The following is an 18,989-nucleotide window of genomic DNA, read 5'->3' as shown; positions in this document are numbered from 1 at the left end:
CGGGTGACGATCAGCCGGACAGCACCAGTCCCAGGTAGGCCAGCGTGGTGACGATCTCCACGGTGGCGCCGAGCACGTCCCCGGTGATGCCGCCGAGCCGGCGTACCACGTGCCGCAGGAGCCCTGCCGCGACGGCGAGCGCGGCGACCACGGCGACCGGCCCCTGCCAGGGGCGGCCCGGCACCGCCGGCACCGCCAGCAGCGCGACGGCGGCCGTGCCGACGACCAGCGCGACCGGACCCACCGTGCCGGCCACCAGCGCGCCCAGCCCGTCCGTCCGGGCGGCCGGCACCCCGCGCCGGCAGGCCAGGCCGACGCCGAGCCGCCCGGCCGCCGTGGCGGCGGCCACCGCCGCGAGCGCCGCCGGCCACGACCGCCCGGCCAGTTCGGCGAGCACCACGGCCTGGAGCAGGAGTACGACCACCAGCGCGACCACCCCGAACGGGCCGACGTCCGGCTTCTTCATGATCTCCAGCGCCGCCGCGCCGCGCCGGTACGAGCCCAGCGCGTCGACGGTGTCGGCCAGCCCGTCCAGGTGCAGGCCCCGGGTGAGCAGCGCGCCGAGACCGACGGTGATCCCGGCCGCGACGAGCGGGGGCGCGAGCGCGGCGGCCAGCAGCAGCACCGCCGCGAGGAACGCGCCGAGCAGCGCCCCGACCGCCGGGGCGAGCGCCATCGCGGTGCCCGCCGCCGCCCGGTCCACCCGGCCGGCGCGTACCGGGAACGTGGTGAAGGTGGTGACCGCCAGCCGGACCCCGTCGGCGAGTCGCGCCTCAGTCGGCACGCCGGCCGGGGGAGTCCGGCACCGCGACCGGCTCGTCCGGCTCGACCGTGGTCGGCCCCGGGCCGGCCGGTTCCGGCTCGGCGAACTCCGGTTCGACCGGCGTCGGCTCCGGCTCGAAGGGCGGCGGGGTGGGCTCCGGCTCCGTGGTGGCCGGCCCCGGGCCGGCCGGCTGGGGCTCGACGAAATCGTCGTCGTCCTCGGCGCGCAGCGACGGGTGCACCGGCAGGCCGGCGGCGAGCGCCAGCACCGAGCGCAGCATCGGCAGGGTGGCCAGCGCGGTCGCCCCTTCGCCGAGGTCGAGCCGCAGGTCCATCAGCGGGGTCAGGCCGAGCACGTCGGCGGCGAGCCGTACCGCGGGCTGGCCGCCGTGGTCCGGCAGCAGGCACCAGTGCCGGGCCTGCCCGGCCAGGTCGCGGCTGACCAGGCCGGCGGCGACGCCGACCGGCCCGTCCAGCAGCACCGGGACTCGCCGGGCGGTCGCGCCGAGCAGCACGCCGGTGGCCACCGCGATGTCGCCGCCGCCCAGCTCGGCCAGGACGTCCCTGGCGTCGCGCGCGGCGCGTCGGGTGCGGTGCAGCGCGTCCCGGACCGCCGCGCAACGGGCCATCCAGGCCACGTCGTCGAACTCGCCCCGCTCGGTCACCACCCGGCCCAGCACCGCCGGTGGTTCCGCACCCGCCGTCGCCGCCAGCACCGCCGCGGCGGCCGCCTCGGTGCCGGCCCCGCAGGCCGCCAGCACCAGCAGGTGTACGCCCGCCTCGGCGGCCTGCTCGGCGAGCCGCCAGCCGTACCGCAGGGCCGATTCGACCTGGTCGGCGGTGAGCGCCGGCCCGTCCTCCATGGCGGCGGAGGCGGGTGCCTCGACCACCTGGAGGCCGGCCCCGCTCTCGGCCGCGAGCCGGGCGAGCGCCCCCTTGCCGGCGCGCGCCTGCTCGGCGCGGCGGGCCGACTCGCCGGGCGCGGCACCTGCCGACGCCCCGCCGGCGTGGTCGCCGTGCAGCAGCAGCACCCGCACCGAACTCCACGGCACGGGTGTCGGGGTGCCCTGGGTGGCGGCGGCGAAGCCGACCACCCGTTCCAGCGCGCCGAGTCCGGCGCCGGGGATGTCCAGGGTGGCGAGCCGGTCGACCGCCTGCGGGCCGGTGTAGTCGTCGGGCATGGGCAGTTCCATGCCGGGCTGGATCGTCAGGCCGGTGGCGACCATCGGCAGCGCCATGGTGGGGGCGGCCCAGTCGGCGGCCTCCGTCACCGGCGCGGGGGCCGGCGCGGGCGGCGGGGCCGGGGCCAGCACCTCGGGCAGCGCCTGCTCGGCCGGGCCGGGGACGGCCGCTGGCTGCCCGGTCGCCGGGCCCGTCGGGACACCGGCCTGGCCGGGGCCGGCCTGCGCCGGCACGACGGGGCGGGGCGGGGCGGCCGGCTTGAGCCAGGCGGGCTGGCCGGCGACGACCAGCACCGCCGCGTCACAGGCGTCGGCGATCGCCCGGTTGGTCTCGCCCAGCGCGTCGGTGAAGGCCCGGCCCAGCGGCGTGGTCGGCACCAGGGTGAGCCCCACCTCCGGGCTGACCAGCACCAGCCGGGCGGCGCTCGCCCGTACGGCCGCCGCCAGTTCCGCGATGGTGGCCCGGTCGTCGGCCGGCTGGTGGGCCGGGTCGAGCAGCACGCTCACCCAGCCGCCCAGGTCGTCGACGAGTAACGTCTCGTTCGGCCCGGCCGTCGCGATCACCTCGGTCAGCCGGCCCGGGTCCGCCGCGGTCTCCTCGGTGGTCCAACTGCCCGGCCGGCGGGCGCGGTGCGCCGCCAGGCGGGTCGCCCACTCGGTGTCCTCCGGATCCCCCTCCCCGGCGGTGGCCACGTACCGGACCGTGGGCGCGTCGGCGACCAGCGATTCCGCGAACTCGGACTTGCCGGACCGGATACCACCGAGCACCAGGAGGCTGTTCCACCCGTCAACGGACATGCCCGTACCTTAGAGCCGTCCGGCGGGTCGCCGCCTCCCGCCCCGTACCTCGGGCGACGGGACGGGACGGCGGGTCAGCCGCAGTGCTCGAACGGGCTGCCGTAGCTGGCCCCGCCGGTCGACCCGCCCCACTTCACGCAGACGCCGGCGGCGCTGGCCCGTACCGGCCCGGCGTAGTAGGAGAAGGATCCGCTGTCCGCCTGACGGGCCTTCCCCTGCACCTCCAGGTACGCCGACACGGAGGTGGCCCGGCCGACGTCGGTGTCCTTCAGGGTGACCACGCAGTTGTTCCCGTTGGCCGAGTTGTAGAGCAGGTAGACCCGGCCCTTGCGGGTGCCGTTCGCGGTCAACGCCTTCGAGTCGATCACCTGGTAGCCGCTGCCGCACGCTTGCGCCGCCGTGTAGGGATTGGGCTTCTCCGGGGCGCTGGTCGTGCCCGCCGGCTTCGGTGAGCCGGTGGCACCGGCGGTCGGTGGCGGTGGGGCCGACGCACCGGCCGACGTGGTGGTGGCACCCGGTGTCGGGCGGCTCGGGGTGGCCGACGGCGACCGGCTGGTCCGCCCGGCGGCAGCGCTCGACGTCGGCTCGGGCGCGCCCTCCGTGGCCTGCGGCTGCGTCTGCTCCGGCTGCTCCGGGTCGGCGGTGGTGGACTCCCCGGTCAGCGCGGTCGGGCGGTCCGGCGGCTGGTTGTCGGGGCGCAGTGCCGCCACGGCCACCGCCACCGCGAGCGCCACGAGGACGACGCCGGCCGCCCCGGCCAGGGCGAGAACCCGTCCCCGCCCCGGGCGGCTCGTCGGTTCCTCCAGCGTCCGGGGTACGTCGGAGCCGGGGCGCTGGTCCTGCTCCGAGCCGTACCCGGCGGGGTGCGGACCGGGCTGGCCGGGGTGCGCCCCGCCGACCGACCAGGCGGGAACGCCCGGCGGTGGACCGGCCGATGCGGCGGGCGGCGGAGGGCTGAACCCGGCGGGCGTCGAGCCGGCGGATGGCCGCGGGCTGGGCGCCGCGTGCGACTGTCCGGCGGGTGCCGGAGCGCCGGGCCCGGCGGGCGGCCGGCCGGCGGATGGCGGAGCGCTGGAGCTGGCCGGCACCGGCCCGGCGGGCGGCTGAGCACCGGGGCCCGCGGGCGGCCGACCGGTCGGCTCGGCTCCGCCGGGTTGGCTGGTCGGGCCGGCCGGGGACCCCGTGGCGGAGGAGACGTCGGACGGCGTACCGGAGGGGCCCTCGCCGGCCGGCGGCGCGGCCGTCGGGAGCGCGGCCGGCCCGGGCACCGACGGGCCGGCCACCGCCCACGGCGGCCGGGGCGGGACGGGGATGCTGGCCAGGGTGGCGTCCCGGGCGTCCTGGGCGGCCTCGGCCATGGCGACCGCGCTCGGGTACCGGTCGCCGGGGCTCTTCGCCAGCGCCCGGCGGACCACCTCGACCACCGCCGGGGGCGTGCCCGGCGGCAGCGGCGCCGGCTCGTCCTGGGCGTGCCGCAGCGCCACCTGGAGCGGGTTGTCGCCCTCGAAGGGCGGCCGGCCGGCGAGGCAGAAGTACGCGACCGCGCCGAGCGCGTAGACGTCGGTGGCCGGCGAGACGCGCTGGCCGGTGGCCTGCTCCGGCGACATGTACGAGGCGGTGCCGAGCACCATGTGCGCCGCGGTGATCCCCGCCATGGTGTTGGCCCGGGCGATACCGAAGTCGACCAGCACCACCGTGCCGTCCCGCTTGACCATCAGGTTGCCGGGCTTGACGTCCCGGTGCACGATCCCGGCGAGGTGGGCGGCGTGCAGCGCGCTCCCGGCCTGCGTCACCACCGACATGGTGGACGCCGGGTCGAGCCGGCCGGCACGCCGGATCCAGGTCACCAGCGGCTCGCCGTCGACGTACTCCATCACCAGGTAGCTGACCTGGCTGTCGTCGGGAAGCGTGGCCGAGCCGAAATCATGCACCTGCACGATGCCCGGGTGCCGCAGCGCGGCCATCATCCGGGCCTCGGCGTGGAAGCGGGTGGTGAACTCCGGGTCGGCGACCAGCGACGGCAGCAGCACTTTCACCGCGACCTCGCGGCCCAGCAGCGTGTCGGTGCACTTCCAGACGGCCCCCATGCCACCGGTCGCGATGCGTTCGCTCAGCAGATAGCGGTCGCTGAGTACCACTCCTCGAGTCAGCACCGGGTCACCGTACCGGCCGCCCGACTCGCGGCATGATCCACCGGGGTGTCCCGTCCGACACGTGGTGGTAGGGCCGATCCCGGTTCGGCCGACTACGCTTGCGGGGGTCCCGTCCCAGGGGACGACGGCGGCGAGGGGAGACGCGGCATGGCGTGGAGCTGGCGGTACGAGGGCACGAACGGCGAATCGGTCAACGGGCCGAGCGAGTCGTTCGGTAGCCAGGCGGACGCCGAGTCGTGGGTCGGCCAGACCTGGCGGGAACTCGCGGCGTCCGGCGTCACCTCCGTCGCGCTCGTCGAGGACGACCGGGTGGAGTACCGGATGAGCCTGCTGCCCCCGGCCGAATGATGGGCTACGACCGCCCGGGCGAGCCGCTGGTGCTCGGGGTGCCCCGGGCGGCGTTCCGGCCCAGCCCGGTCTTCCTCGCGCTGGTGGCGCTCTTCGTGACCAGCGGCGCGCTGACCTGGCAGCGGTTCGGCAACGTCCGGTTCGACGTCTTCCTGTTCGTGGTCTCGGGCTGGCTGGTCTCGCTCTGCCTGCACGAGTACGCCCACGCGGTGGTCGCGTACCGGTCCGGGGACCGGGACATCGCGCACCGGGGCTACCTGACGCTCAATCCGCTCAAGTACACCAACCCGCTGCTGTCGATCGTGCTGCCGGTGTTCGTGGTGCTGCTCGGCGGCATCGGCCTGCCCGGCGGCGCGGTCTGGGTGGACCGGCACGCCATCCCCGGCCGGCTGCGGCACACCCTGGTCAGCCTGGCCGGCCCGGCCACCAACGTGCTGTTCACCCTGCTGCTGGTGACGGCGCTGCTGATCGGCCCCGGCATGGGCGGCCCGACGGAGTTCTGGGCCGGGCTGGGCCTGCTGGCGTTCCTCCAGCTCACCGCCAGCGTGCTCAACCTGCTGCCGGTGCCCGGGCTGGACGGCGGCAACATGATCCAGCCGTGGCTCGGCCCGCAGTACCGCCGGATGTACGACATGTTCGCCCCGTACGGCTTCATCCTGCTCTTCGCGCTGCTGTGGAGCCCGCGGATCGGCGGCTGGTTCTTCGGCGCGGTCTTCTGGATCGCCGACCTGCTCGGCCTGCCGCCCAGCCTCTACGTGCTCGGCCTTCAGCTGATCCGCTTCTGGCAGGGCTGAACCGGACCCGGTCCGGCCGGCGTGCGCCGACCGGACCGGGGACGTGTCACGGACGCCGGGCGGGCGACTCGGTCTTCGCCGGGTCCCGCTCGGTGACCGGCTCGACGATCTCGTCGATCGCCTTGAGCAGGTCGGCGTCGAGCTTGACGCCCGCCGCCTTCACGTTGTCGTGCACCTGCTCGGGCCGGGACGCCCCGACGATCGCCGAGGAGACGTTCGGGTTCTGCAGCACCCAGGCGATGGCGAGCTGCGGCATGGTCAGCCCGGCCTGCTCCGCGAGGGGCTTGAGCCGCTGTACCCGGGTGAGCACCTCGTCGGAGAGCCACTTGGCGATGAACCCGGCACCCGACTTCTCGTCGGTGGCCCGGGAGCCGGCCGGCGGCGGCTGGCCCGGCTGGTACTTGCCGGAGAGTACGCCCTGGGCCATCGGCGACCAGACGATCTGGCCGATGCCCAACTCCTCGGAGGTGGGAATCACCTCGGCCTCGATGACCCGCCACAGCATCGAGTACTGCGGCTGGCTGGAGACGAGCGGGATACGCAGCTCGCGGGCGAGCTGGTGGGCCTCGCGGATCTGCGACGCCCGCCACTCCGAGACGCCGACGTAGTGCGCCTTGCCGGAGTGCACGATGTCGGCGAACGCCTCCATCGTCTCCTCCAGCGGCGTGCTGTAGTCGTAGCGGTGGGCCTGGTAGAGGTCCACGTAGTCGGTCTGCAGACGGCGCAGCGAGCCGTTGATCGACTCCATGATGTGCTTGCGGGACAGCCCGCGGTCGTTGCGACCGGGGCCGGTCGGCCAGTAGACCTTGGTGAAGATCTCCAGCCCCTCGCGCCGCTCACCCTTCAGCGCGCGGCCGAGCACCTCCTCGGCCTTCGTGCCGGCGTACACGTCGGCGGTGTCGAACGTGGTGATGCCGGTGTCCAGGGCGGCCCGCACGCAGGCGGCGGCCGCTTCCTCCTCGACCTGCGAACCGTGGGTGATCCAGTTGCCGTACGAGATCTCGCTGACCAGCAGGCCCGAGCGGCCTAGGTGTCGGAATTCCATGCCCAGACCCTAGCGCCGACCGATCATGGTCTCCGGCGTGGCGGGTGCGGTGACCGGCCCACGGCGTTTCGCGCCCGGGTGGGTCCCGACCGGTCCGCCCTGGTCCCGTCGCCGCCGGTCAGCGCATGCGTCAGAGCACCGGGCTGGTGTCGGTGAGCAGTTGCTCGATCTCCGCGACCACCGCGGCGCTGCTCGGGTGCACCGGGTCGATCAGCGGCTCGCCCCGCCGGTCCAGCGCGCCCCAGCGGCCCGAGCCGTCGCGGACCAGGAAGGCGACCGGATGCACGACCAGCGTCGGGTACGCCGGATCGACCAGGATCCGCCCGGTCCGGTCGACCACGCCCCGGCGGCCGGCCAACTCCACCACGGCCAGGCCCTCCTCGGAGAAGCCGTCCACGTACCGGCCGTCGGACAGGGCCGTGGACATGCCGTGGAACCGGGTCGGCACGACGATCTGGCCGTCCCGGTCGACCGCGCCCCAGCCGCCGTTCTGGCGGACCGCCGCCAGGCCGTGGCGGAACGGTCGGGTGTCCTCGTAACCCGGGGGGATCCGCACGATGTTGGTCGGGTCGACCGCCATCCATCTGCCCTTGCCGTCCATCGACACCCAGGCCAGACCCTCGGAGAACGAGCCCACCGCCCGGTAGCCGTTGTTCGCCTCGATCAGCGCCGTGCCGGTGGTGTCGATCAGCGCCCAGCGGGACGCCTCCGGGCGACGCACCCAGGCCACACCCTCGTGGAAGGGCTGCACCTCGGCGTACCGGTGGTCGATCACCAGCTCGCCCTCGGTGTCCGCGTACCCCCAGAGCCCCCGCTCCTCGTCGAAGGTGGGCACCGGGTACCGCTCCTCGCCCAGGATCGCCTCCCGGGTCCGTGGCTTCGGACCGAAGCCGTCGGCCGCCGCCCGTTCGGCGACCGCGTCCAGCGCCACCGCCGTACGCGCGTTCAGCTCGGCGTCCTCACCCTGACGCAGGTCCAGCGCCCGCTCGAAGTGCAGGCACGCCTCGGTCAGCCGGCCCTGGTCGTAGCAGGACCGGCCGGCGTGCTCGTGCAGCACCGCGCGCAGCCGGTCCGGCAACTCGGGCGAATTGGCCTCGGCGAAGAGCCGGTCGGCCTCCGCGTGGTCGCCCCGCCAGCGCAGCACCTCGGCCAGCCGCGCGCGGGCCAGCGTGGTCCGCCGCAACTCGCCGGTGGCCTCCGCGTACGTCAGGGCGAGCCGCGCGTCGTCGAGGGCGTCGTCCAGGTCGCCGAGGATCCGGGCGGCCACCGACCGCAGGCTCAGTAGCCGGGCGCGGGTGCGGTTGTCCAGCGCGCTGCCGAGCTTCGTGGTGAGCCCGTCCCGGATCTCGCGCAGCGCCTCCGGATCGGGGGCCTCCTCGCGCAGTTTCGCCGGGTGCAGCCGCCACCGGATCGCGGCCAGCGCCTGCTCCGGGTCCGCCGGGCGGACCTCGCGCGGCTCGACCTCGGGCGGGGCGTCCGTCGCCGGGGGCCCGGAGACCTGCGCGGGTGGCGCCGACACCGGCTCGCCCGCTGTCGGCTCGCCCGCTGTCGGCTCGGTCTCGGACGGCTCGGCCGGTGTGGGGGGTCCGGGAACCGGCGCGGGTGGTGCCGACACCGGCGCGGCCTCCGCCGGAGAGTCGTGCGTGGCAGGCGTGGACACCTGTTCGGCCGTGGTCGGGGCGTCGTTCGTGAGTGGGGTGGACACCTGCTCGGCCGTGGCCGGGGCGTCGTTCGCGGCTGGGGTGGACACCTGCTCGGCTTCCGCCGGGGCGGCCGATGCCGGAGGTCCGGAGACCGGGGCGGGTGGTGCCGGCACCGGCTGGGCGGCTGACGCCGGCTGGTCGGCCGTGGCCGGATCCGGTGCCGAAGGGGCGGACCCGGGCGGCGTGGACACCGGGGCCGGTGGTGCCGACACCGGCGGCTCGGCGGGCACGGCAGCCGGGGCCGGGGAGCCCTGCCCGGCTGGCACGGCGTCCGAGGAGGCCGGCCCGAAGACGGGCGGGGCGGAGGGCGCGCCGGCACCCGAGGTGGACCGAACGGCGGCCTGGGTGTCGTCCCGTTCGGTTGGCGGGACCGGGCCGACGGCGGGCTCGGCACCGGCCCCGATGCGCTCCGGCGGGCGGGACTCCTCGTACCGCCCGCCGGTCGGCGCTCCCGGACCGGCAGGTGCGGCGGGCGCCGTCGCCACCGGCCGGGCCGGCGGTGCGCTGACCGGTCGGCCCGACGGGTCCTGCCAGGCTGGTGGCGCGCCGGTCGGTCGCCCGGACGGGTCCTGTCCGGCTGGTGGTGCGCTGGTCGGTCGCCCGGACGGGTCCTGCCAGGCTGGCGGCGCGGGCCTCGGCTCGGCATGAGGCGTCGGGCCGGTCGCGGCCTCGCCGGCCGGCTCCGTCGCGGGCCGACCCGGCAGGAACCAGGCGTCCATCCCCTCGGCCGTGCGACCTGCGGAGGGCGTAGCCGCCGGCTCGTTGTCCACCCGGGAGGTACGCGCAGCATCCCGGGCGCTGTCGGCGCTCTCGACGGGGGGCGAAGCCGGCCCGGCCACGCCGTCGACCGCCCGAGCGTGGACAGGCGTGTCCGGGGTGTTCGGGGTGTTCGGCCGGAGGTCGACTGCCGGCTGCCGAGGTGCCTCGGCCGGCACCGTCGCTCGCTGATCGGTGGGCGGCGTGGCGGTGCCCACCTGGGCGGTCGCGGGGACCGGGTAGGCGGGCGGCGCCGAGCCGGGTACGGCCGGCGGTGCCGACACCGGGGCGTTCCCGGACGGCACCGGCGCACCGGAGATTGGCGCACCGGAGACCGGCGCGGTGGCGGACCGGGTGGCGGAATCCGCCGGGGTGAACAGGTCCAGCCCGGCCGGACCCGAGGGCCGGCCGGCGGACGCCGGCGTGTGGGAGCCGTCCGAGGCTGGGGCATCGACCGGCCGGGCCGGTGGCGCGGGGACCTGCGCCGGCGGAACCGGTGGCCGGGGCGGGGTGGACGCTGGCGCGGGCGGTGCGGAGACCGGCTGCGCCGGTGGCGTCGGGGCCGGCGGCACGGACGTGGCCGGCCGTTCGGACCGGTCGCGCGCGGGCGGCTGCTCCGCCGGGTAGGGACGTGCACCCGGGGCGGGCAGACCCGAAACCGGTGCGCCTGAGGCGGGCACGCCCGAGATCGGTGCGCCCTGGGCGGGCACGCCCGAGACGGGTGCGCCCTGGGCAGGCACGCCCGAGACGGGTGCGCCCTGGGCAGGCACGCCCGAAGCCGGGGGGTGGAAGGCCGGCGGGCCCGAGGTGGGCGCGCCCTGGGTCGGCGGCAACGGCCGAGGCTCGGGCCGACCGACCGGCTCCACCGGCGGGCGTCGAACCTCGTCGTGACCTGTGGGAGCCGGCGCGACGGGCCGCTCGCGTACGTCCTCGGGACGCGGTGCGGGAGGCGTCGTCGGCCGGTCGCGCATGCCGTCCGAGCGGGCCGGGGCGGCCGGGCGGCCCTGCCACTCCTCCGGGCGGCCCTGCCACTCCTCCGGGCGGCCCTGCCACTCCTCCGGGCGGCCCTGCCACTCCTGAGGGCGGGGGCGGCCGGCCGAACGGTCCTCGGGCCGGTGCCGGTCCTCGGGCCGAGGTACGACCGGCTCGTGCCGACCGACGGGCTCGTGTCGGCCCGCCCGTTCGTCTCGGCCCGCCGGCTCGTGTCGGCCGACGGGTTCGTGCCGGCGATCGTCGTACCGGGGGATCGCGTCGTCGGCCGGGCGCACGGGGCGTCCGTCGGGGCCGGGCCGGCCGGGGCTGACCGGGAGCTGCCACTCGTCGGGCCGGTGCGTGGCCGGCTCGGTGCGGGGCCGCCGCTCGACCAGCGGCCATTCCCCGGCACGCGGGCGTCCGCCCTCGGACGGAGGGCGGGCGTCCCGCCGTTCGTCTGGGCCGTACGGGCCGGGACGTGGCCCGCCGTGCCGGCCGGGCTCCCCCCGGTGGGGATCCAGGGGGCGTCGGCGGTCGTCCGGGGCGATGGGTGCCGCCGGGTGATGGTCGATCCGGGCGGCTGCCTCCCGACGCGGGTCGGACTCCCGGCGGGGCGGGCCGTCGGAGCCCGGTTCGCGCCACTCACCTGGCCGCTCGAAGCCCGGTTCCCGCCGGTCGAAGCCGGGTTCGCGCCGGTCAAAGCCGGGTTCGCGCCGGTCAAAGCCGGGTTCGCGCCGCTCACCCGGGCGGTCGTAGCCGGGTTCGCGGCGCTCACCCGGGCGGTCGTAGCCGGGTTCGCGGCGCTCGGTCGGGCGCTCGAAGCCGGGTTCGTGTCGGTCGCCTCGGCCGTCGTAACCGTGGCCGCGCCGATCCGCCGGGCGGTCGGCGCCGGGGTCGCGCCGCTCCATCGGGCCGCGCGGGCCCGCGCTGGGCGGTCCGTCGGGCGTACCCCGGCGCTGTTCCGACCAGCCCGATCGCGGCTGGGGACGGTGCGGGAACTCGTCGGGCTCCGGTAGCCAACCGGGCTCGGCGGCAGGGGAGACCGGCCGGCGGGAATCCCCGTCCGGCGGTGGCATCCGCCGGCCGGGTTCGGGGCGTACCCAGCGCTGGTCGGACCGGTCGTCCGACCAGGTCCGCGCCCGGTCCGGGCCGCGCGGGTCGTACCGGTCGCCCGGCTGGGGAGCGGGGCCGCGACGGGGTACGCCATCGTGGCCGTCGCCGGGCGGGCGCCGCTCCGCCCAGGTCCGCCGCTCGTCCACGCGCGGCTCGTCCCAGCCGCGCCCGTCCGGGTACGCGCGCCGCTCGCCCGGTCCCGGGTGCCCGCCATTCCGGTCTCCGGCGGCCGGGCTGACGGGATAGCTGCCGCGGCGTTCGTCGGGACCCGCCGGGCTGACGGGATAGCTGCCGCGGCGTTCGTCGGGACCCGCCGGGCTGACGGGATAGCCGCCGCGTCGTTCGTCGGGGCCGGCTGGGCTGACGGGGTACGTGCCGCGGCGCTCGTCGGGGCCGGCTGAGCTGACGGGGTACGTGCCACGGCGTTCGTCGGGACCCGCCGGGCTGACCGGCTGCGCCTCCCCGTGGCCGGGTGCCGGGCTGACCGGGTGCACCTCGGCCCGGCCGACGACGGTGGCTCGGCCGCGTGGGGCGGGCGGGGTCAGGTGCTCGATGCCGATGTCGCCCGGGTAGCGCTGTCCCGGGAACTGCGGACGCCACTCGTGGGTGGGTTCGAGGGCCCAGGACGGATCGGCGGGCTCGTGCCAGCGGTCCCAGCCGCTCATCGGGGGGACCCTGTCGCCGCCCGCGCGGCGCGGCCCCGGGCCGGCTCGCGTCGCTCGCTCACGGCGATGTCACCTCGTTGGAAATTGTCGCGCCGGGCGCCCGACGTGTCGGTAGAGTCGCCCGGTCCGGCACGTCGTGGCTGCGGAAGGAGGGTAGCGGCGTGGGCTCTGTCACCGCCACTGTGGCATCCCCCACGGACGCAAACGTTACCCGATGGTTTCGGACATTCAGCGCGATAGTGGCATCCGGTTTTCGGCGTTATGCCACCTACCGCCAGGCCACCGTGGCGGGAGCGGCCACTAACAGCGTCTTCGGCCTGTTGCGGTATTACATCTTCCTCGCGGCGGCCGGCGCGACGGGCCGGGTCGCCGGCTACGACCGTGCCCAGCTCGCCACCTTTGTCTGGGTCGGGCAGGGACTGCTGGCGGTGGTCCTGATCTGGGGATGGACCGAGCTGGCCGATCGGATCCGCACCGGCGAGGTCGCCGCCGACCTGCTCCGCCCCGTCCATCCGGTGACCAGCTACCTCGCCACCGACCTGGGCCGGGCCGGGTTCGCGTCGCTGGCCCGACTGCTGCCGCCGGTGCTGATCGGCCTGCTCTTCTTCGACGTGTACCTGCCCCGCCGCCCGGCCACCCTGCCGCTGTTCGCGCTCTCCGTACTGCTCGCCGTGGTGGTCTGCTTCGGCTGCCGCTACCTGGTGAACGCCACGGCGTACTGGTTGCAGGACGTCCGGGGCCCGCTGATTCTCTGGACGCTCAGTTCCGGGGTGCTCGCCGGGCTCTACTTCCCGTTGGGCTTCCTGCCCGGCTGGCTGGAGGCCCTGCTGCGGTACGGCACCCCGTTCCCGAGCGTGCTGCAGATCCCGCTGGACGTGCTGGTCGAGCGGGATCCGGCACCGATGCAACTCGGCCTGGTCGGGGTGCAGGTCGGCTGGGCCGTCGCGCTGCTCGTCCTCTGCCGGCTGGTCCAGCGCCGGGCCGAACGACGCCTGGTCGTGCAGGGTGGCTGAACACCTGGCGGCCTACCGGGCGCTGCTCGGCGCGCAGGCCCGGTCGCAGGCCGCGTACCGGACGTCGTTCGTGGTGGATCTGGTCGGCAACGTCGGGGCGACGGTGTTCGACGTGGTCACCGTGCTGGTGCTCTTCGGGGTCACCCGCGAGCTGGGTGGCTTCACGCTCCGCGAGACGCTGGTGATCGTCGGCATGTCGTCGTTCGCGTTCGCCACCGCGGACCTGCTGGTCGGCAACGTCGAGCGGCTGCCCCGGTACGTCCGCACCGGCCTCTTCGACGCGGTGCTGGTCCGCCCGCTGGCCGCGCTGCCCCAGCTGCTGCTGATGGACCTGCCGCTGCGCAAGGTGTCCCGGGCGGTCTTCGGACTGGCCGTGCTGGTCGTCGCGGTCGGCTCGGCCGGGATCGACTGGACGCCCGGTCGGGCCGCCCTGGTCGTGGTCGCCCCGCTCGCCGGCGTGGTCTTCTTCGGCGCGGTCTTCGTCACCACGGCCACCGTGTCGTTCTACTGGATCGACTCGGGCGAGCTGGCCAACTCGGTCACCTACGGCGGGCGCGACTTCACCTCGTATCCGGTCACCGTCTACGGCGGCTGGTTCCGCACGCTCTTCGCGTACGGGCTGGGGTTCGCCTTTGTCAGCTACCACCCGGCGCTGGCGCTGCTCGGCCGGGCCGACCCGCTCGGCCTGCCGGCCTGGGTCGGCTGGGCCGCGCCGGGCGTCGCGGTGCTCGCCGCCGCGGTCGCCGCCCTGGCCTGGCGCGTCGGTATCCGCCACTACCGGAGTACGGGATCTTGAGCGTCATCGAGATGCGCGGGCTGCGCAAGGAGTTCACGGTTCGGGTGAAGGCCGGCCGGCTGCGCCGGGAGAAGCGGACGGTCACCGCGGTCGACGGGATCGACCTGCGGGTGGCGCGCGGCGAGATGGTCGGCTACATCGGCCCGAACGGGGCCGGCAAGTCGACCACTCTGAAGATGCTCACCGGCGTGCTCATGCCGTCGGCGGGGGAGGCCCGGGTCTGCGGGCTGCGACCGGTGGCCGAGCGGACCCGGCTGGCGCTGCGCATCGGCGTGGTGTTCGGGCAGCGCTCGCAGCTCTGGTGGGACCTGCCGCTGCGTGACTCGTTCGACCTGCTGCGGCACGTCTACCGGGTGCCGGCGGGGGAGCACGCGGCCCGGCTGGCCCGCTGCCGGGGCCTGCTCGACCTCGACGAGTTTCTGGACATCCCGGTCCGGCAGCTCTCCCTCGGGCAGCGGATGCGCGGCGAGCTGACCGCCGCGCTGCTGCACGGCCCGGAGGTGCTTTTCCTCGACGAGCCGACCATCGGGCTGGACGTGGTGAGCAAGCAGGCCGTCCGGGGTTTCCTGGCCGAGCTGGGCCGGGCCGGCGACACCACCCTGGTGCTCACCACCCACGACCTGGCCGACATCGAGCGGCTCTGCCAGCGGCTCGTGGTGATCGACCACGGCCGGGTGGTGCACGACGGTTCGATCGCCGCCCTGCACAGCCGGTACGGCTCCCGCCGGATGGTCGTGGCCGAGCTGGACGCGGCGCTGTCCGTACCACCGGTGCTGCCCGGCGCCCCGCTGGTACGGGCGGAGGCGGACGGGCACCGGCTCGTCTTCGCGCTGGAGTCGGCGGGCGTGGCCGAGGTGGTCGCCGGGCTCGCCGGCCTGGCCGCCCTGCGGGACATCTCGATCGTCGAGCCGGACATCGAGGAGGTCGTCGCCCGGCTCTACCGCGCCCCGGCCGAGGTCGGCGGCTGAGCCTGGTGGGGCCCGGGTGCCCGCCGGACGGTTCGCCCGCTCACGGGTGCTCCATGACCAGCATCGCGAAGGTGCCCGGGACCAGCGCCTCGTACCGGTGCGGGGTGTCGCCGGGGAACGTGGCGTAGTCGCCCGGTCCCAGCTCGACCAGGTCGGACTCCGGGCCGAGGCGCATCCGCCCCGCCCCGACCACGACGTGCTCGATGCTGCGCGGGGTGTGTGCCTCGGCCACCCGTACGGCCCCGGGCTCCAGCTCCATCAGGTAGACGTCGCGGCGGGCGTGCGGCGCGCCGGCGGCGAGCAGGGTGGCGCTGAAGTCGGCGTGCTCGGAGCGGATCCGTGGGCCCTCGCCGGCTCGGACGACCCGGACGGCGGCCGTGGGTGGCTCGACCAGCCGGCTGAACGGCACGCCCAGCGCCACTCCCAGCGCCCAGAGCGTCTCGACGCTCGGGTTGCCGACGCCGGACTCCAGCTGCGACAGGGTGGACTTGGCGATGCCCGCCCGGCGGGCCAGCTCGGTCAGCGAGATGCCCGCCCGCTCGCGTTCGCGGCGCAGGGCGGCGGCGATGGTGGCCAGCGGGGGAGCGGGGTCGATCGTCATTGTTCGCTCCACAGGTCGGTTTGTTCGGTTTGACGAACGCATGCCATTGCGTTCAGGATAATGGACATGCGTACGGCATATCGAACAGGCGACGCGGCGGTGCTCCGCGACGTCGCCGCGATCGGCGCGGCGATGGTCGCCGTCGGCGCGTCCTTCGGCGCGGTGGCGGTGGCCGCCGGCCTGCCCGGCTGGGCCACCCTCGCCATGTCGGTGTTCGTCTACGCCGGCGGCGCGCAGTTCATGGCGGTGGGTCTGGTGGTCGCCGGCAGCCCGCTCGCGGCGGTCCTCGCCGGCCTGCTGCTCAACGCCCGGCACCTGCCGTTCGGCCTGGCCCTCGGTGGCAGCCTCGGGCCGGCCCGCTGGCGGCGGTTGCTCGGCAGCCACCTGATGACCGACGAGGCGACCGCGTTCGCCCTGGCCCGGCCGGCCGGGCCGGCCCGACGACACGCGTTCTGGGTCGCCGGGGCACTGCTCTTCGTGGCCTGGAACGCGGGCACGCTGCTCGGGGTGCTGGCCGGGGGCGCGGTGGGCGACCCGGCCGTGCTGGGACTCGACGCCGCCTTCCCGGCCGGGTTGGCCGCGCTGCTGCTGCCGAGCCTGCGGGACGCGCGGACCCGCCGGGTGGCGCTGACCGGTGCCCTGCTGGCCGTGCTGGCCACCCCGTTCCTGCCCGCCGGGCTGCCGGTCCTGCTCGCCCTCGCCGCAGTGGTGGTGCCCGCGCTGCGCCACCGTGGGCCGGCCGGCGCCACCCGTACGGCCGCCGTGCCGGCCGGCCGGGTCGATCCCACCGACGGGTCACCGGCCGGCGCACCGGACCCGGACCGGAACGACGAGACCGGCGCGGCCGAGCCGGCGGCGGTCATCCGCACCGAGGGGGCACCGTGCTGATCGCCGTGATCGTCGCCCTGGCCGTCGGCACGTACGGCTTCCGGGTCGCCGGGGTGCTGCTGCGCGACCGGCTGGAACTGCCCGAGTGGTCCCGACAGTTGCTGCCGGTCGCCGCCGCCGCCCTGCTGGCCGCCCTCGCCGCGACCGCCGCGCTGACCGAGGCCGGCGCGTTCGCCGGCTACGCCCGGCCGGCGGGGGTGCTGGTCGGGCTGCTGCTGGCCTGGCCGCGGGCACCCTTCGTGCTGGTCGTGGTCGCGGCGGCCGGCACCACCGCGCTGCTGCGCCTGCTCGGGGTGGCATGACACGGCCCCTCCCCGCGGCGGCGGGAAGGGGCCGGATCCGGGTCGCGCCCGGTCAGATCTTGTCGCCGATCTTCACCTGGGGCTGCGGAGCGCGCATCCTGCGGAACGTGATCGAGCGCATGATCGCGTAGAAGTAGAGGGAGCCGAGCCGCTCGGTGCTCTTGGGGAAGCGCTCGCGCACCAACTTCTTGATCTTGCGGGAGATCAGGACCGAGTCGACCACCACGCCGAGCGCCAGCAGGCCCCACAGGGCGTTGGAGATCACCCGGACGATCAGCGGCATGGCCTGGTTGGAGCCGAGCAGCACGATCAGCGCGCCACCGAAGAACCAGGTGCCCACCGTACGCCGGGAGTCGACCACGTTGCGGGCCAGCAGCCGCTCGGGGCCCCGGTCGCGCGGGCCGCCCTCGCGCCGGAACTCCGCCGCCGCCTCGGCGCGCGCCGAGCGGCGCTGCTCCCGGGCCTCCTCCTTGGTCAGCGGCTTGCCCGGCGTGCCCGCCCGGCGGCCCGCGGTGGGCCGCTTCGGCGTCACCACGCCCAGCTCCTTCTTGCTCGGGGTGTAGCCCCGGGTACGGGCGGCGGCGGGCGCCTCGTCGGTCGTCACCGTGGTGACAGACTCCTCGACGAGGTCGGCGGGCTTACGACGAAACAGCGACGGCACTCGTGAAGGGTAGCCAAACAGCCGCGCCCGGTGCACATCGCGGGTGCACCGGGCGCGGAAAACTCAGTGTGATGTTACGGACGCTCCACGTGTGCGCCCAGGTCCGCCAGCTTGGCCTCGAAGTCCTCGTAGCCGCGGTTGATCAGGTCGACGCCGTACACCCGGGAGGTGCCCTCGGCCGCGAGGGCCGCGATCAGGTGGCTGAAACCGGCGCGCAGGTCCGGGATGACCAGGTCGGCCGCGTGCAGCTTGCTCGGGCCGGCGATCACCGCGGAGTGCTTGAAGTTGCGCCGGCCGAAGCGGCACGGCGTGCCGCCCAGGCAGTCCCGGTAGACCTGGATGTTGGCGCCCATCGTGTTCAGCGCCTCGGTGTAGCCCAGCCGCTGCTCGTAGACCGTCTCGTGGACGATCGACAGGCCGCGGGCCTGGGTCAACGCCACCACGAGCGGCTGCTGCCAGTCGGTCATGAAGCCGGGGTGGACGTCGGTCTCCAGCGCCACCGCGTTCAGCTCGCCGCCCGGGTGCCAGAAGCGGATGCCGCCCTCCTGGCCCGGGCTGCCGGCCCGCGGCGGCCGGAGGTCGGTCACCTCGTACTCGCCGCCGACCGAGCGGAAGATGTTCAGGAAGGTCATCATGTCGGCCTGCTGGGCGCCCAGCACCTCGACGTGACCACGGGTGGCCAGCGCCGCCGCCGCCCAGCTCGCCGCCTCGATCCGGTCCGGGATCGGCCGGTGGGTGTAGCCGCTGAGCCGCTTCACGCCCTGGATCTCGATCACCCGGTCGGTGTGCACCTTGATGATCGCGCCCATCTTCTGCAGCACGCAGATCAGGTCGATGATCTCCGGCTCCACCGCCGCGTTGCGCAGCTCGGTGACGCCCTCGGCCATCACCGCGGTCAGCAGCACCTGCTCGGTGGCGCCCACGCTCGGGTACGGCAGGGCGAACTTGGTGCCGTGCAGCCCGTTCGGTGCCGACAGGTGCAGGCCCTCCGGGGTCTTGTCGACCGTGGCGCCGAACTCGCGCAGCGCCTGGAGGTGAAAGTCGATCGGGCGCGGGCCGATGTGGCAGCCGCCCAGGTCCGGGATGAACGCGTGGCCGAGCCGGTGCAGCAGCGGGCCGCAGAACAGGATCGGGATCCGGCTGGACCCCGCGTGCACGTTGATCTGGTCGGTGCTGGCGCTCTCGACGTTGGACGGATCGAAGACGAGCTCGCCGTCCTCCTCGCCGTCGCTCACCTTCACCCCGTGCAGGCCGAGCAGCCCGCGGACCACCTCGACGTCCCGGATCCGCGGCACGTCGAACAGTCGGCTGGGGCTGTCGCCCAGCAGGGCGGCGACCATCGCCTTGGACACGAGGTTCTTCGCGCCGCGCACGCGGATCCGCCCTTCCAGCGGAGTGCCTCCGTGTACGACCAGGACGTCGTCGGTCAACGCAACCTCCAGCGCGTTGGTGCTGCCGTGTAGATGAGGG

The 18,989-nt window shown here is 75.7% G+C and carries 15 protein-coding genes and 1 pseudogene; 8 read left to right on the top strand and 8 right to left on the bottom strand.

All coding sequences use genetic code 11. The features are described from left to right. Window positions 1–10: 10 nt before the first annotated feature. The 3 genes and pseudogenes from GA0070621_RS16015 to GA0070621_RS31285 all read right to left on the bottom strand — a co-directional run. Window positions 11–784: an adenosylcobinamide-GDP ribazoletransferase gene (locus GA0070621_RS16015; RefSeq protein WP_091196418.1), complete on the bottom strand. Its 774-nt coding sequence runs from the start codon at window positions 782–784 to the stop codon at window positions 11–13. After that, window positions 774–2,741 carry a bifunctional adenosylcobinamide kinase/adenosylcobinamide-phosphate guanylyltransferase gene (locus GA0070621_RS16010; RefSeq protein ID WP_091196415.1) on the bottom strand — a complete coding sequence of 656 codons (1,968 nt, stop codon included), beginning with the start codon at window positions 2,739–2,741 and terminating at the stop codon, window positions 774–776. The genes GA0070621_RS16015 and GA0070621_RS16010 overlap by 11 nt, the downstream gene beginning before the upstream one ends. Before the next feature lie 839 nt (window positions 2,742–3,580). Next, a pseudogene (locus GA0070621_RS31285) lies at window positions 3,581–4,894 on the bottom strand (serine/threonine-protein kinase); the annotation flags it as partial. Between the two features lie 147 nt (window positions 4,895–5,041). Between GA0070621_RS31285 and GA0070621_RS16000 the strand changes: the two are divergent. Together GA0070621_RS16000 and GA0070621_RS15995 are read left to right on the top strand one after the other, a co-directional pair. Then, on the top strand, window positions 5,042–5,242 hold the full coding sequence (locus tag GA0070621_RS16000) for a hypothetical protein (protein WP_091196410.1): 201 nt from the start codon (window positions 5,042–5,044) through the stop codon (window positions 5,240–5,242). Then, on the top strand, window positions 5,239–6,036 hold the full coding sequence (locus GA0070621_RS15995; protein ID WP_091196408.1) for a site-2 protease family protein: 798 nt from the start codon (window positions 5,239–5,241) through the stop codon (window positions 6,034–6,036). The genes GA0070621_RS16000 and GA0070621_RS15995 overlap by 4 nt, the downstream gene beginning before the upstream one ends. 46 nt (window positions 6,037–6,082) lie before the next feature. Here GA0070621_RS15995 and GA0070621_RS15990 read toward each other — a convergent pair whose 3' ends face one another. Together GA0070621_RS15990 and GA0070621_RS15985 are read right to left on the bottom strand one after the other, a co-directional pair. After that, a complete protein-coding gene (locus GA0070621_RS15990; protein ID WP_091196405.1) occupies window positions 6,083–7,081 on the bottom strand; it encodes an aldo/keto reductase family protein in 999 nt (332 codons plus the stop codon). Between the two features lie 130 nt (window positions 7,082–7,211). Beyond that, entirely contained in the window at window positions 7,212–8,831 is a 1,620-nt protein-coding gene (locus tag GA0070621_RS15985) for a WG repeat-containing protein (protein ID WP_167666959.1), read from the bottom strand. A 1,857-nt stretch (window positions 8,832–10,688) separates the two neighbouring features. On the opposite strand from GA0070621_RS15985, the gene GA0070621_RS30025 reads away from it, so the two are divergent. The 4 genes from GA0070621_RS30025 (at window position 10,689) to GA0070621_RS15965 (ending at window position 15,067) form a co-directional block, all read left to right on the top strand. Then, window positions 10,689–11,528 (top strand): hypothetical protein, encoded by an 840-nt coding sequence (locus tag GA0070621_RS30025; RefSeq protein WP_167666958.1) that lies wholly within the window; start codon window positions 10,689–10,691, stop codon window positions 11,526–11,528. 923 nt (window positions 11,529–12,451) lie between these two features. Continuing rightward, complete coding sequence (locus tag GA0070621_RS15975) at window positions 12,452–13,303, top strand: ABC transporter permease (protein ID WP_091196402.1); 852 nt, start codon at window positions 12,452–12,454, stop codon at window positions 13,301–13,303. Further along, a complete protein-coding gene (locus GA0070621_RS15970; protein ID WP_091196400.1) occupies window positions 13,296–14,099 on the top strand; it encodes an ABC transporter permease in 804 nt (267 codons plus the stop codon). Before GA0070621_RS15975 ends, GA0070621_RS15970 begins: the two co-directional genes overlap by 8 nt. Next, window positions 14,096–15,067, top strand: a complete 972-nt coding sequence (locus GA0070621_RS15965) for an ABC transporter ATP-binding protein (protein WP_091196397.1) — start codon at window positions 14,096–14,098, stop codon at window positions 15,065–15,067. Before GA0070621_RS15970 ends, GA0070621_RS15965 begins: the two co-directional genes overlap by 4 nt. Before the next feature lie 40 nt (window positions 15,068–15,107). On the opposite strand, the gene GA0070621_RS15960 is transcribed toward GA0070621_RS15965, so the two are convergent. Next, a complete protein-coding gene (locus GA0070621_RS15960) occupies window positions 15,108–15,668 on the bottom strand; it encodes a helix-turn-helix domain-containing protein (protein ID WP_091196395.1) in 561 nt (186 codons plus the stop codon). A gap of 66 nt (window positions 15,669–15,734) precedes the next feature. Between GA0070621_RS15960 and GA0070621_RS15955 the strand changes: the two genes are divergently transcribed. Continuing rightward, a complete protein-coding gene (locus GA0070621_RS15955) occupies window positions 15,735–16,556 on the top strand; it encodes an AzlC family ABC transporter permease (protein WP_091202493.1) in 822 nt (273 codons plus the stop codon). Further along, the gene (locus tag GA0070621_RS15950) at window positions 16,550–16,858 is read left to right on the top strand and encodes an AzlD domain-containing protein (RefSeq protein WP_091196392.1); all 309 of its coding nucleotides are present in this window, start codon (window positions 16,550–16,552) and stop codon (window positions 16,856–16,858) included. The genes GA0070621_RS15955 and GA0070621_RS15950 overlap by 7 nt, the downstream gene beginning before the upstream one ends. Before the next feature lie 52 nt (window positions 16,859–16,910). Here the strand turns inward: GA0070621_RS15950 and GA0070621_RS15945 are convergent, their stop codons facing one another. After that, the gene (locus GA0070621_RS15945; RefSeq protein WP_091196389.1) at window positions 16,911–17,519 is read right to left on the bottom strand and encodes a DUF3043 domain-containing protein; all 609 of its coding nucleotides are present in this window, start codon (window positions 17,517–17,519) and stop codon (window positions 16,911–16,913) included. 74 nt (window positions 17,520–17,593) lie between these two features. Continuing rightward, complete coding sequence (gene murA / locus GA0070621_RS15940) at window positions 17,594–18,949, bottom strand: UDP-N-acetylglucosamine 1-carboxyvinyltransferase (RefSeq protein WP_091196386.1); 1,356 nt, start codon at window positions 18,947–18,949, stop codon at window positions 17,594–17,596. Window positions 18,950–18,989: the final 40 nt, after the last annotated feature.

Source organism: Micromonospora narathiwatensis (genome assembly GCF_900089605.1).
GTDB lineage: Bacteria > Actinomycetota > Actinomycetes > Mycobacteriales > Micromonosporaceae > Micromonospora > Micromonospora narathiwatensis.
The sequence above is the reverse complement of the archived record's forward strand: the minus strand, read 5'-3'. Positions and strand labels throughout refer to the sequence as shown.